The 12946-nt window shown below is 61.7% G+C and carries 14 protein-coding genes; 5 read left to right on the forward strand and 9 right to left on the reverse strand.

The window, feature by feature from the left end:
• Positions 1 to 31: 31 nt before the first annotated feature.
• The 9 genes from lspA to KP703_RS01240 form a co-directional block, all read right to left on the reverse strand.
• The gene (gene lspA, locus KP703_RS01200; protein WP_082779869.1) at positions 32 to 532 is read right to left on the reverse strand and encodes a signal peptidase II; all 501 of its coding nucleotides are present in this window, start codon (positions 530 to 532) and stop codon (positions 32 to 34) included.
• Positions 529 to 3453 (reverse strand): isoleucine--tRNA ligase, encoded by a 2925-nt coding sequence (gene ileS, locus KP703_RS01205; protein WP_215753577.1) that lies wholly within the window; start codon positions 3451 to 3453, stop codon positions 529 to 531. Before ileS ends, lspA begins: the two co-directional genes overlap by 4 nt.
• A gap of 128 nt (positions 3454 to 3581) precedes the next feature.
• Positions 3582 to 4529, reverse strand: coding sequence for a bifunctional riboflavin kinase/FAD synthetase (locus tag KP703_RS01210; RefSeq protein WP_197463901.1), 948 nt, complete (start codon positions 4527 to 4529; stop codon positions 3582 to 3584).
• Positions 4526 to 5242: an acireductone synthase gene (gene mtnC / locus KP703_RS01215; RefSeq protein ID WP_215753542.1), complete on the reverse strand. Its 717-nt coding sequence runs from the start codon at positions 5240 to 5242 to the stop codon at positions 4526 to 4528. Before mtnC ends, KP703_RS01210 begins: the two co-directional genes overlap by 4 nt.
• Positions 5239 to 5784 (reverse strand): acireductone dioxygenase, encoded by a 546-nt coding sequence (locus tag KP703_RS01220; RefSeq protein WP_215753543.1) that lies wholly within the window; start codon positions 5782 to 5784, stop codon positions 5239 to 5241. Before KP703_RS01220 ends, mtnC begins: the two co-directional genes overlap by 4 nt.
• Positions 5781 to 6401, reverse strand: a complete 621-nt coding sequence (locus KP703_RS01225) for a methylthioribulose 1-phosphate dehydratase (RefSeq protein WP_061508897.1) — start codon at positions 6399 to 6401, stop codon at positions 5781 to 5783. Before KP703_RS01225 ends, KP703_RS01220 begins: the two co-directional genes overlap by 4 nt.
• A gap of 76 nt (positions 6402 to 6477) precedes the next feature.
• A complete protein-coding gene (locus KP703_RS01230; RefSeq protein ID WP_062250564.1) occupies positions 6478 to 6729 on the reverse strand; it encodes a twin-arginine translocase TatA/TatE family subunit in 252 nt (83 codons plus the stop codon).
• A 169-nt stretch (positions 6730 to 6898) separates the two neighbouring features.
• Positions 6899 to 7357 (reverse strand): CHAP domain-containing protein, encoded by a 459-nt coding sequence (locus KP703_RS01235; protein WP_061508896.1) that lies wholly within the window; start codon positions 7355 to 7357, stop codon positions 6899 to 6901.
• On the reverse strand, positions 7354 to 8031 hold the full coding sequence (locus tag KP703_RS01240; protein WP_215753544.1) for a RecX family transcriptional regulator: 678 nt from the start codon (positions 8029 to 8031) through the stop codon (positions 7354 to 7356). Before KP703_RS01240 ends, KP703_RS01235 begins: the two co-directional genes overlap by 4 nt.
• Positions 8032 to 8278: 247 nt before the next feature.
• On the opposite strand from KP703_RS01240, the gene KP703_RS01245 reads away from it, so the two are divergent.
• From KP703_RS01245 to KP703_RS01265, 5 genes are all read left to right on the forward strand, one after another.
• On the forward strand, positions 8279 to 9484 hold the full coding sequence (locus tag KP703_RS01245; RefSeq protein ID WP_215753545.1) for an aspartate aminotransferase family protein: 1206 nt from the start codon (positions 8279 to 8281) through the stop codon (positions 9482 to 9484).
• Positions 9481 to 10479 carry an ornithine carbamoyltransferase gene (gene argF, locus KP703_RS01250; protein WP_215753546.1) on the forward strand — a complete coding sequence of 333 codons (999 nt, stop codon included), beginning with the start codon at positions 9481 to 9483 and terminating at the stop codon, positions 10477 to 10479. Before KP703_RS01245 ends, argF begins: the two co-directional genes overlap by 4 nt.
• A gap of 3 nt (positions 10480 to 10482) precedes the next feature.
• Positions 10483 to 10800: a hypothetical protein gene (locus KP703_RS01255; protein ID WP_215753547.1), complete on the forward strand. Its 318-nt coding sequence runs from the start codon at positions 10483 to 10485 to the stop codon at positions 10798 to 10800.
• Between the two features lie 88 nt (positions 10801 to 10888).
• Positions 10889 to 11839: an Hsp33 family molecular chaperone HslO gene (locus tag KP703_RS01260; protein WP_215753548.1), complete on the forward strand. Its 951-nt coding sequence runs from the start codon at positions 10889 to 10891 to the stop codon at positions 11837 to 11839.
• A gap of 14 nt (positions 11840 to 11853) precedes the next feature.
• Positions 11854 to 12894, forward strand: a complete 1041-nt coding sequence (locus tag KP703_RS01265; protein WP_215753549.1) for a hypothetical protein — start codon at positions 11854 to 11856, stop codon at positions 12892 to 12894.
• Positions 12895 to 12946 lie beyond the last annotated feature (52 nt).

Below are 12946 nucleotides of genomic sequence, written 5' to 3' on the forward strand. Positions count from 1 at the left end.
AGCCTGCCGGTACGACAGGTTGCTTTATAAATCACGATGCCTGCTGCTGCCGGTCCGAGAAGACACTCTGCAACACCAGAACACAGACTGCACATACAATAGCAGAGTCAGCCACATTAAACACATACCATGACCAACCAAAAGCATGTGCATGAATAAAATCGACCACCGCGCCATAACGCACGCGGTCAATCACGTTGCCAATGGCCCCGCCGGTAATAGCCCCCACGCAGGCGGCTGTCAGTTTACTGGGGGTTCTGGCCATCCACACCAGCAGGCCGGAGGCCACGCTGAGCGCGATAACGGAAAACAGAATCCGCCCGGCATTGCCTAAACCACCGAACATCCCGAACGTCACCGCATGGTTCCAGACCATGGTGAAGTTCAGGCCCGGCATGACCTTGACGGAAACCCGGTCCGGCAGATCCAGCCCATACAAAATCCAGTATTTGCTGAGCTGATCCGCCGAGAGAGCCAGCATCAGCACCAGAAAGCCGATGCCGAAGGGCCGGCGCACAAGCGGTGTGCTCACGCGCCCTCCTGCACAGCCGTTGTCACCTGCTGTTCCCGCTCCGCCACCACATCGGCACAGCGCAGGCACAGGCCCGGCGCCCCGTCTCGCGTGCCGGTTTCCGGCAGAACTTGCCAGCAACGAGCGCATTTCTCACCCTCTGCCGGACGCACAACCGGAGCCCCATGCAGTTCGCCACCTTCTTCGCCCTCGACATAAACCGAGCTGCTCTGCGGAGCGATCAGCACGTCGACGTGCGAGACAATGGCCAACTCGCTCCAGTTCACCCCGGCAAACTCAGCCGCTTCCTCTTCAGAAAGGGTCAGTTCCACCTGGGCCTGCAACGAAGAGCCAACGGTGCCATCACGCCGCGCGCCTTCAATTTCCGTGGTGATGATACGCCGCACACCGCGCAGGCGCGTCCAGCGTTCATCCAGTTCCGGATTGCTCCACTCAGCCGGCAGATCCGGGAAGGCCTGCAGATGCACGCTTTCACCGTCCCCAAAGCGGGCCGTCCATGCTTCTTCCGCCGTAAAGACCAGCACCGGCGCCAGCCATGTGGTCAGGCAGCGATGCAGATGGTCCAGCACTGTCCGGGCCGCACGACGCGTCAGGCTGGACGGCGCATCGCAATAGAGCGTGTCCTTGCGGATATCGAAGTAGAAGGCCGACAGATCCGTGGTGCAGAAGCCATGCAGGGCCGGATAGACCCCAACCCATTCATGCGTTTCCACAGCGCGAGTCATCAGGCCGCCAAGGTCGGTCAGGCGATGCAGCACCCAGCGTTCCAGTTCCGGAAGCTGGTCATACGGCAGCGCTTCTTCTTCCGTAAAGCCATCCAGAGCGCCCAGCAGCCAGCGCAGCGTATTACGCAGGCGGCGATAGAGTTCGCCCTGCTGCTTGAGGATTTCCTTACCGATGCGCAGATCTTCATTGGTGTCGGAATTCATGACCCACAGGCGCAGGATATCCGCGCCCAGATTGTCATTCACTTCCTGCGGCGCGATCACGTTGCCCAGAGATTTGGACATTTTGCGACCGTGCTCATCCAGCACAAAGCCGTTGGTCACAACAGCCTTGAAGGGTGAAATGCCCCGCGTACCAACACTTTCCAGCAGTGAGGACTGGAACCAGCCGCGATGCTGGTCAGACCCTTCCAGATACAGATCTGCCGGGAAGGACAGACCGGGCTGGCCGAGCACGAAGGAATGGGTGGAACCACTCTCGAACCAGACATCGACAATGTCGAACACCTGCTCGTAATCGTCCGCGTTGCGCCCTTCCCCAAGGAAGCGAGAGGCCGGAGAGCTGTACCATGCGTCAGCCCCTTCCTCACGGAAGATGTCCACAACACGCTGCATCACTTCGGCATCACGCAGGACTTCGCCGGTGCGTTTTTCAACAAACACGGCAATGGGCACGCCCCATGCGCGCTGGCGGCTGATGCACCAGTCGGGGCGATTTTCGATCATGGACGTCAGGCGGTTGCGGGCCTGTGCGGGCACAAACGTCACATCATCCAGCGCATTCAGCGCCTTCTGACGGAGTGCGGCCTCGCCATCCATGCGGATGAACCACTGCGGCGTGGCGCGATAGATCACCGGGGCGCGGGAGCGCCAGGAATGCGGATAGGAATGAACCAGTTCACCACGGGCCACCAGACCGGCTGGTGCTGTGCCTGCAGCGTTGGCCTGCTCCATTACAGCGGTCAGCGTCGCACAGACCGGGTCCGCTGCCTTGAACACATGCACACCGGCAAAACCCGGAACCCACGGCGCATATGTGCCATCATCCTGTACGGTTTCCGGCACTTCCACGCCGTAATCCCTGCACAGACGGAAGTCGTCCTCACCATGAGCCGGGGCCATGTGCACAAGGCCCGTGCCTGCTTCCGTCGTGACAAAATCACCCGGCAGCATCGGCACGTCATAATCATAGCCGGAGCCACGCAGCGGATGCGCGCAGACGGCCCCCTTCAGCGCCTCACCCGGCAGGGTGTAGAGAATATGGTGCGCGGAAATATGGGCTTCGTTGCAGAAGCTGTCCACCAGTGCTTCGGCCACCAGAACCTTGGCACCCGGCTCCAGCAGAGCGCCCTCACGCGTTTCATCCACACGCAGCACCACGTAGGTGATCTCCGGCCCGTAAGCCAGCGCGCGGTTACCGGGGATGGTCCACGGCGTGGTGGTCCAGATCACCACGGACACATCCTTGAGCGCATGCGCCGGGGTGGGGTCTTTCACAATGGGGAAAGCCACCAGAATGGTTGTGGATTTGTGGTCGTGATATTCAATTTCAGCTTCGGCCAGAGCGGTTTTTTCAACCGGGCTCCACATCACGGGACGCAGGCCGCGATACAGACCGCCATTGAGCAGAAAACGCCCGATTTCCCCGACGATGGCGGATTCGGAAGAAAAATCCATGGTCGCGTAGCGGTTGGCCCATTCGGCCTGCACGCCAAGGCGCTTGAACTCTTCCATCTGCACGCCCAGCCATTTGGCGGCATAGGCGCGGCATTCCGCACGGAATTCCAGCACAGGCACGGAATCCTTATCCCGTTTCGCCTTGCGGTATTCCTCTTCCACCTTCCACTCAATCGGCAGACCATGGCAGTCCCAGCCCGGCACATACCGCACGGCATAGCCGGACATGCGGTGGGCGCGGTTGATGACGTCCTTGTTGATCTTGTTCATCGCGTGGCCGATGTGCAGGTGGCCGTTCGCATACGGAGGGCCATCATGCAGCGTGAAGGGCTGACGGCCTTCCGCCTGCTGCTTTATCTGCGCATCCAGCCCAATCTCAGCCCACTGGGCAAGCCAGTCCGGCTCCCGCTTTGGCAGGTTGCCACGCATGGGGAAGGGCGTGCGGGGCAGAAAGACGGTATCGCGATACAGATCGGCGTTAGCGCTTTTCTCTGAATCACTGCTGCTGGATTTAGACATGGAACGGCAGGTGTCACTCTGGTTCGGGTTCGGCACAACAACAGGCCCGCCAGACTGGCAGACCTGCACGTTTATCCGTTATCCAAGCGCAAGCCCAAAGGGTCAAGCTGCAAGGGGCATTATCAGGGTTAATTCCCGCGCAGTTCTTCTTCCAGAACGCCACGAGCCTGCACGGCATCCTGCCTGATCTGGTCTTTCAGCGCGTCCAGCCCTTCAAAGCGTTTTTCCGCCCGCAACATGCGGTGCAGCGCGACAGAGAGGGTCTGGCCATACAGGTCGCCGTCAAAGTCAAACAGATTGACTTCCAGCCGGCTTTCCTGCCCGTCATTAATCGTCGGGCGGCGGCCGATATTGGCCACACCGGGCCGCGTCTGGCCGTTGGGCAAGCGCACCGTGACGGCATACACGCCGCGAGCGGGTTCCAGATGCCGCCCGAGCGGAATGTTGGCGGTGGGGAAGCCCAGCAGACGGCCTCGCTTGTCGCCATGCTTGACCTCACCCCGGATAAACCACGGGCGCCCCAGCTCTTCCGCAGCCCGTTCCGGGTAGCCATCCTGCAACAGCCGCCGGATGCGGGAAGAGGAATACGGTCCTGCCCCGTCGGACAGCGCCTGCACGGGGGTAAAGCCCATCCCCAGTTCCGCCGAGCGTTCGGACAGGAACGTCACGTCGCCCCCGCGCCGGTGCCCGAAAGCAAAATCCGGCCCGCAGGCCACATGCTTCAGGCCCAGCGCATCATACAGCACATCTTCCACAAACCGCTCGGCGGACATCTGGGAGAAGGCTTCATCAAATTTGATCTGGAAGACATGCCGCACACCCAGCGCCTCAAGCGCTGCCAGCTTTTCAGCTGACAGGGTCAGGCGAAACGGCGGGTCCTGCGGGCGGAACAGTTCACGCGGGTGCGGGTCAAACGTCACCACAGCCAGAGGTAGGTCAGGCCGGGCGGAATGGAGGGTATGCACCAGATGAGCGTGCCCAAGATGCACCCCATCAAAATTCCCCAGAGCAGCAGCGCAGCCACGAGCTTCATCGGGGATGGCCTTCCAGTTCTCGTGCAGCTGCGCCCGGATCACGCCTGCGGCTCCGCACCGCGCAGACCGAACAGACGCGCCGCATCCTGCAGGGTTGCCGCCACCGGATGGCGCTTGCCTGCCACCGTGCCATCATCCGGACGGACAATCTGGCAGACCTGCAACCCGGCATCCGCTGCGGCATCAAGCTCCGCCGTCACATCAGAGAGAAACAGCACATCCTCAGGCTTCCAGCCGGTTTCCAGCAGGATGTTGCGATAGCTCTTCTCGTCTTTCTTGCCGCCCACACGCAGATCAAAAAACCGGCTGAACAGCGGTGTGACGTCACCCTGCTGCGTATGGCCGTAAATCAGCTTTTGCGCAGGCTCGGAGCCGGAAGAATAGACCGCCAGCGTCACCCCGGCTCTGGACCAGGCTTCCAGCGCTGGCACGACATCCGGATACAGGCTGGCAATCAGTTCACCGCGCTGATAGCCCTGCCCCCACACAATGCCCTGAAGCGCCTTGAGCGGGCTGACTTTGGCATCCTCATCCATCCAGCGCGTCAGCTGATCCATGGGGGGCACACCGGGGGCCAGACGGGCAATTTCTTCCAGCTGCTCATGCACCACCGGGTCATGCGCATGTTCCGCCACCAGTTTAGGCAGATGGGTGCGGGCATAAGGGAACAGCACCTGATGCACGAAGGAGACCGGGGCAGTTGTGCCCTCAATATCCAGCAGGGCGACGCGCGGCGTGTGAGAGACTGCACTCATTGATCGTAAGCCATAAAACGGTTTGCAAGGTCGGTGCCGGTATAGTCTGCAATCCAGCCTTCCTTGCGGGTAAAAATCCGCAGAGCCACCACATCCGGCGCAGGCCCGGCATCAAACCAGTGCTTCGTGCCCTCGGGTACGGAAATCAGGTCTGTCTGGGTGCATTCCACATCGTAAATTTTGTCCGCCACATGCAGGATGAAGTGGCCGGAGCCATGCACAAAAAAGCGCACTTCATCTTCACTATGCGTATGTTCGGACAGGAATTTGGCCCGCAGCGCAGGAAGATTGGGCGTGTTGGGGTCCACGCGCATAACGTCAGCAGAGCCTGCCCCCGTCTCGCCCATCAGCTTGTCCAGAAACGGACGATAGGTGGCCAGAACCGTCTCTGCATCAGCAGAGCGCGGCGGGATTTCCGGGCCTTCCCACCGTTCAAACCGCACACCCAGCGGGCGCAGCTGGCTGGCGATTTCCGCCGAGTCCTGCGTTTGCAGAACCGGGGTTTCGGGGACGGTATCCTGATAGATGGTCAGCGTGCTCACAGGCCCAGCTTCCTTCTTTCCAGCAGGCAGGCCAGAAGAAACTCCAGCCCTTCCAGCCGCGCCAGTGCGGTCGGCATATCCTTACCCCACACATACACGCCATGGCCGCGAATAATGTAGCCCGCCGCCATGCTGCCGAAGGAGGGTGCGACCACCTGCGCCAGACGCGCAATGTCCTGATCGTTCTCAAACAGAGGCACCGGCACAGACGTTTCGTGCGTGGTCTGGCCTTCAAACACTTTCAGCACTTCATAGTCTGCAAGGTGAAGAGCCGGGCCTTTCTCAATCATGGACAGCACGGTCGCCGCCACGGAATGTCCGTGCAGCACGGCTCCGGCCGTGGGGTCCTGCTGATAGATCTGGCAATGCAGCAGCGTTTCCGCACTTGGCTTATCGCCGCTGCGGTGGGGCTTTCCGGCCTCATCAACCGTGATCACATCCGCTGCCTGCAGGAAGCCCTTGTGGCAGCCGGAGCGGGTGATGGCGATGCGCCCATCCGGCAGACGGCGGCTGATATTCCCTGCCGTGGCAGGCACCCAGCCACGCGCATCCATCCGCTGCCCAGCCACCAGAATATCCTGCGTGGCGCGTGCAAAATCCGTCATGGTTTCGCTCATGCTTTAAATCCGGCCTTTAATCCGCCTGCGGACCGCCCGAGGGCGGCCTGCGTCCTGCCGTGCCGTACGGCTGGCCTCAGGGCTGGTGTGTTTTTTCAGGCTGCACAGCAGCGGGGTCTGCCGGTTTGGCAGCAGGCGGGGGAGAAATATGGCCACCGGCGCGGGGAGCCGATTCATCCATCGGTTCATCATCCGCCATGTGCTTCTTGAAGGATTTAATCCCCTTCGCGAAATCACCCATCATGGAGCTGATCTTGCCGCCACCGCCAAAAACCACCAGCACAACCGCAAGCACAATCAGCCAGTGCCAGATGCTTAAGCTACCCATTCAACAGCCCTCTGTTTATAAGGCCGGCGCACTGCGAACGGCCAAAATTCCCTGTTTCTGTTCTGACCACATGGCGGCGCTTCCCCCATCATGCAAGCCCGATCTCTCTGCGGGGCCTGAAAAACGGGGCAAAACACCGTGCGGACCGATCACCCGGCGGACGCCAGCCTCAGGAGCTGCCGCCCTCCAGCACAGGTTCTATAAATCCATACGTAGGGTAGACGGTTTTCCCCATGCCGTGAATAGGCGACCACCAGACACGCACCTGCGTCCAGTTATTCCCCGGTGAGATATCTTCCACCGGCGCGCGGCGCGTCACACGTCCCGGCTCCCAGTTGGCGTGGTCCACCAGCACAAGGCGGGAGTTTTTCACGGCCCGCACTACAGAGACATGCCCGGATGGCAGACGCCGTGTGGAGCGGAACACCAGCACCTCGCCCGGTTCCGGCGCGGAAGTGCGGGTGTAATGCCCCCCGGCCTGCCGCCACCAGCTGGCTGCGGCGCCGCGTAACTGAACGCCGGAATGCTCCCGCGCATACGGCGCGCACTGCACAGAACCACCCCATCCGCCATGCCCGGCACAGGCTGCCAGCAACAGCGGCAGTAACAGAACACTCCAACGCTTCACGACTCGGCCCTCAAACGCTCCATCCACTCCTGCGCTTCCGCAGGGTCCATCTCCAGCACCCGCTGCGCTACATCCCGACCAAACCCGGCACGGGCCAGAATGCCCATAGCGCGGCGTTCCTCAACCTCTTCCGGGCTCAGGCCGCGTCCGCCCTCTTCTTCCTTCGCCGCAGACGCACGCGGTGGGCGGAGAGACGGCATTCCGGCAAATGGCCCCAACCGCCGCTTGCGCGCCAGCACAAGGGCTGAAGACAGTTCAACTTCCGCAGGAGAAAACCCTTCGACCACCTCCTGCAAGGCGGCCTCACGCACATCAGCCTCCACCCCACGGGCGGCCAGATGCGCCTGCACGGCCCGACCGGAGCGACCGGAGCGCACTAATCGACGGGCGCGGGCCTGCGCAAAAGCGGCGTCATCCACAGCGCCCAGACGAATCATATCGTCCGCTACAGTTTCCACCACCGGGCGCAGGGCTGCGGCTGTGGCACGCACATCCTCCTGCTCGGCCCCGGCTTTCAGGGCGCTCCGCTCCCAGCGGGCAATACGGCGCAGCAACACCTGCTCCAGCCCCTGCCGCGTGGTGGAAAAGCGCGCCAGATGCGCCAGAGCCGCTTCTCGCAAAACCTTCCGATCAGGCGGCGGAACATCGGAAGGGGGTGCAGTATCAGATCCCATGCCCGCCCTTATGCCTCATTTTGCTGCAAAAAGACCATTCCTGACCCATTTACCCCTCCCCTGCGCAAGAAATGTGACAGTTTCATGCGAGATTTTCGTTTTAGGCGTTTGACTCTGCCCGCAGGACACCGTCATCATGCCGGGTGCAAACGGGTCGCCCGCTCCAGATCAGGCAGCGGGCATTTTCTGTTTTGCACTCTTTTCCTTTTTTGATGACCACCTCACACGCAGCACAAAGAATTATTCCATGATTCCAGCCCTGACACCGACCTACAACCGTGCCCCCCTCGCTTTTGAGCGTGGCGAAGGCGCCTGGCTGTACACGACGGACGGGCGACGATTTCTGGACTTTGCTGCGGGCATTGCCACCTGCTCCATCGGGCATGCGCACCCGCATATGGTCAAAGAACTCCGCGAGCAGGTGGGCCGCGTCATGCACGTCTCCAACCTGTTCCAGATCCCGCAGGCCACGCGGCTGGCCGAACGGCTGGTTGCCAACAGCTTTGCGGACAGCGTGTTCTTCTGCAATTCCGGCGCGGAAGCTAATGAAGGCATGGTGAAGTTTGCCCGTCGGGCGCAGGCCATGTCCGGCCACCCGGAACGGACGGACATTATCTGCATGGATGGCGCGTTCCATGGCCGGACGCTGGCCATGCTCTCCGCCACAGGCAACCCGAAATATCTGGAAGGCTTCGGCGCTCCGGTTCCGGGGTTTGTGCATGTGCCGTTTAATGACATCGCAGCCCTGAAAGCCGCCATTACGCCGCAGACAGCCGCCATCATGCTGGAGCCCATTCAGGGGGAAAGCGGCATTAAGGTTGCCAGCCCTGAGTATCTGAAAGCCGTCCGCGCGCTGTGTGATGAAACCGGCGTGCTGCTGGCGCTGGATGAAGTGCAGTGCGGCGTAGGCCGGACTGGCAAGCTTTTTGCGCATGAATGGGCCGGGATTACGCCGGATGTGATGTCCGCTGCCAAAGGTCTGGGCGGTGGCTTCCCCATCGGGGCCGTTCTGGCGACGGAAGCTGTTGCCAAGAACATGACGGCGGGCACGCACGGCACGACCTTTGGTGGTAACCCGCTGGCCTGCACGGCGGGCAATGCGGTGCTGGATGTTCTGCTGGCTCCGGGCTTTCTGGAGCAGGTCTGCGCCCGCGCGGCTCTGCTGGATGGCTTGCTGGACGAACTGGTGCAGAGCGCACCCACCATTTTTGCGGAACGGCGTGGCCTTGGCCTGCTGATCGGCCTGCGCTGCGTGCTGCCGGTTGGCACTGTGCAGGCCGCAGCGCAGGACGCCGACCTGCTGTGCGTGACAGCGGGTGACAACGTACTGCGTCTGGTCCCGCCCCTGACGATTTCTGAAGATGAATGCCGTGAGGCTGTCTCCCGCCTTAAAAAAGCGGTGCAGATTTTGACCAATACCCAAAATAACAAAACACTGGAGCCCACCCTGTGAGCGCTGCCCTTTCCTCTCTCTCCACCCCCACCAAGCAGACCGGGCCGCGCCACTTCCTCGACCTGAAAGATCTGGACGCCACAACCCTGCGCCAGATTCTGGATGTCGCTGCCGGTATGAAGCAGATGCAGAAGGGCCGCCGCTTCCCACTGCATCCGCGCGTGCCGCTGGCTGGCCGGGCGCTGGGGATTATCCTCTCCAAACCCTCCACCCGCACCCGTGTCTCCTTTGAAGTGGGGATTCGTCAGCTGGGCGGGGATGCCGTCATCCTCTCCCCGGCCGACATGCAGATTGGCCGTGGTGAGACCATTACAGACACCGCCCGCGTTCTCTCCCGTTTTGTGGATGCGCTGGTGCTGCGCACAGGCCGCACGGAAAACCTGCATGAGCTGGCGCGTGCCGCCAGCGTGCCGGTGATCAACGGTCTGACGCCAGCTTCTCACCCGGTGCAGATTCTGGCCGATATCCTGACGTATGAAGAGCATCGCGGGCCGGTCAAAGGCCGCACCTTTGCCTGGACGGGTGACGGCAACAACGTGCTGGTCTCCCTGATTGAAGGGGCTGTGCGCTTCGGCTTCAAGCTGCGCGCCGCCACCCCGGCAGACATGGCCCCGCCGCAGGACGTGCTGGACTGGGCGAAAAAAGAAGGTGGCGATGTGGTGCTGACCACAGACCCGCGCGCTGCCGTGGACGGTGCTGACTGCGTGGTGACGGACACATGGCTGAGCATGTCGGACTCGGAAGAAGAATCTGCCATGCGCCTTGCCAAGCTCTCTCCCTACCGGGTGGATGCGGCTCTGATGGCCGTGGCCGCGCCGGATGCCCTGTTCATGCACTGCCTGCCTGCCCATATTGGGGAGGAAGTGACGGAAGACGTATTTGAAGGCCCGCAATCCGTCGTGTTTGATGAAGCCGAGAACCGTCTGCACGCTCAGAAAGGCCTGCTGGCCTGGACGATGGGCGGAGAGAACTGGCTCTCTTTCGGGAAGGAATAAGCAATGAACGGCGCGGATAAACCCGTAACCCCCTCCGGCACGGAAGATACACCGGCCACACCGGGATGGGTGGAAGACAGTCTGGACACCATTCTGGCCAGCCTGCCGCTTACAGCGGAGAAACTTGCGCCGTTCCGTGCCTCCTATCTGGACTGTCTGGCTGGCTGTGGCCGCGCTGCGGATCTGGACAGCGCGCATGACGCCTGCCGTCAGGGCTTTCTGCGCGCCCTTAAGGACAGTCTGGGCCTGAATGCCGAGGCCGCCCGCGCGCTGGAACAGCAGCTTGAACAGCTGGAACTGTCCATCTCCTCAGACGTCTGAGCCCCTGCATCAGTCAGCAAGGACGCCCCCTGTTATTGCCGGGGGTGCCTCCCCATATTGTCAGCACTGATCGCATTTAAGGTTTTTTATGGAAACTCCTGCTTTTCTTGACCGTGACCGTCCCGATGTGCCGGATCTGGTTGTGCCCGGTGGCGTCACGCCATTCTATCTGCAAGGCCGCCCTGTGCGTGGGCGTCTGGTGCGCCTTGGCGTGCTGACCGATGTGCTGCTGACCCGCCATGACCACCCCAATGTGGTGAACCGTCTGGCCGGGAAAGCCCTCGCACTGGTCGCCGGCCTCGCCTCTGCGCTGAAGTTTCAGGGCGCGTTTTCTCTCCAGATCAAAGGCGACGGCCCCGTCACCATGCTGGTAGCAGACTGCACCGACACCGGCGCGCTGCGCTTTTACGCCCGCACGGATGATGACGCGCTGGACGCTCTGCTTCAGGACACCCCGAACCCGACTGACCGTGACCTGCTGGGCAATGGCTATATGGCCCTCACGGTTGATCAGGGTCCGGACATGGAGCGGCATCAGGGTATTGTGGACCTTGCGGGCGATGACCTCGCCGCTATGGCGACGCATTACTTCAGCACCAGTGAGCAGCATGCCTGCTGGATCTATCTATGCTGCACCATGACGGATGCAGGCTGGCGCGCTGGCGGCCTTGTGCTGGAACGCATTGCCGGTGAAGGCGGTACCCACGTTGTGGGCGATGAAGACGCCGACGCAAGCTGGGAAACCGCCACTATTCTGGCCTCCACGCTGTCCACAAAGGAAGTGCTGGACGACGCCCTGCCGTCTGCCACCCTGCTGCACCGCCTGTTCCATCAGGAAGATCTGCACGTCAGCCAGCCCCGCGCTCTGGCTTATGGCTGCCGGTGTTCCCGCGCTCGTCTGGCCAATGTGCTGGAAGGGTTCGACACGGATGATCTGGACCACATGTGCCAGGATGACGGGCAGATTGTGATGACGTGCGAGTTCTGCAACCATGACTTCCGCTTCCCGCGCAAGGACATCGCGCCGCGCTCCGCCTGAGAGGACTTGTTTCCATGTCGCTGTTTTCTCGCCCGCTTCGTGCAACATGCTCTGTCGCTCTGCTCCTGCCAGCTTTTCTGGCAGGCTGTGCGGGCGATAAGCAGCCGACAAAATTCGCCCCGCTCCGCTATGACTATCTGAGCGTGATGCACCTCAATGCGGCCACGCTGAACATTGAGGACGCCACGCTGCAAAACCCGGTGGTGGGCGATATTGGCAACCGTGCCCCCACCCCGCCCGTACAGGCCCTCCGCCAGATGGCGCAGGACCGGCTGGTGGCGACGGGCTCCTCCGGCACGGCGCAGTTTGTGATTGATCGCGCGTCCATCCTGCATCAGGCAGGCGGCGTGCTGGCTGGGCAGATGGATGTGCATCTGGTGTTGCTGAATAGCAGCGGCACACAGGCTGCACGGGCTGAAGCGCATGTCTCCCAGACCCTGCGCCCGGATCTGTCCAAAGGCGATGCTGACAGCCCGGCCAATCTGTATGAACTCACCAACGACATGATGCAGCGCATGAACGTGGAGTTTGAATATCAGATCCGCAATACGCTGAAAGACTGGATGACGGACGCGGGCGGCACCCCGGTTGGCTCGGCTATTCAAAGCCAGTCTCTTGATGCTCCGGGCACCAAAAGCAGCAAAGCAGCCAGCACCGCCGTGCCTGCCGCAGCGGTTCCGGCGGCGGCTACAGGTGTGACCAGCACGCCCGCGCTGACAACACCGGCCATCACGACGCCGGAAGTCACCACTCCGACCATCACGACACCCACGGTGACAGTGCCAACTGTTTCCACCCCGAACGTTTCCGTGCCGGATGCCACATCCGCCACCACCCTGCCGGAAAACGCGCCTGTTTCTGAGACATCGGGCAGCAGTGCCGCTACCAGCGAGGGCTCCTCGTCTGGCAGCACAACCACCGGTAACGCAGCCTCTGCAAAAACATCTGAACCTGACCCGGTTTTTCCGGCTGGCGAAGATGATGACGCATCCTCTTCCACCACCACAAAAGCCCGTTCCCCGACCCCCGGCGTTCTGCAGCTTCCCAAAAAATAAGCTTTTGCTTTAAACCCGGCCTGCCAGTCCTTCCGGCAGGCCGGGTGCCACA

Origin of the sequence: Acetobacter sp. P5B1 (assembly GCF_018811985.1) — a bacterium.
Classification (GTDB): Bacteria; Pseudomonadota; Alphaproteobacteria; order Acetobacterales; family Acetobacteraceae; genus Acetobacter; species Acetobacter cerevisiae.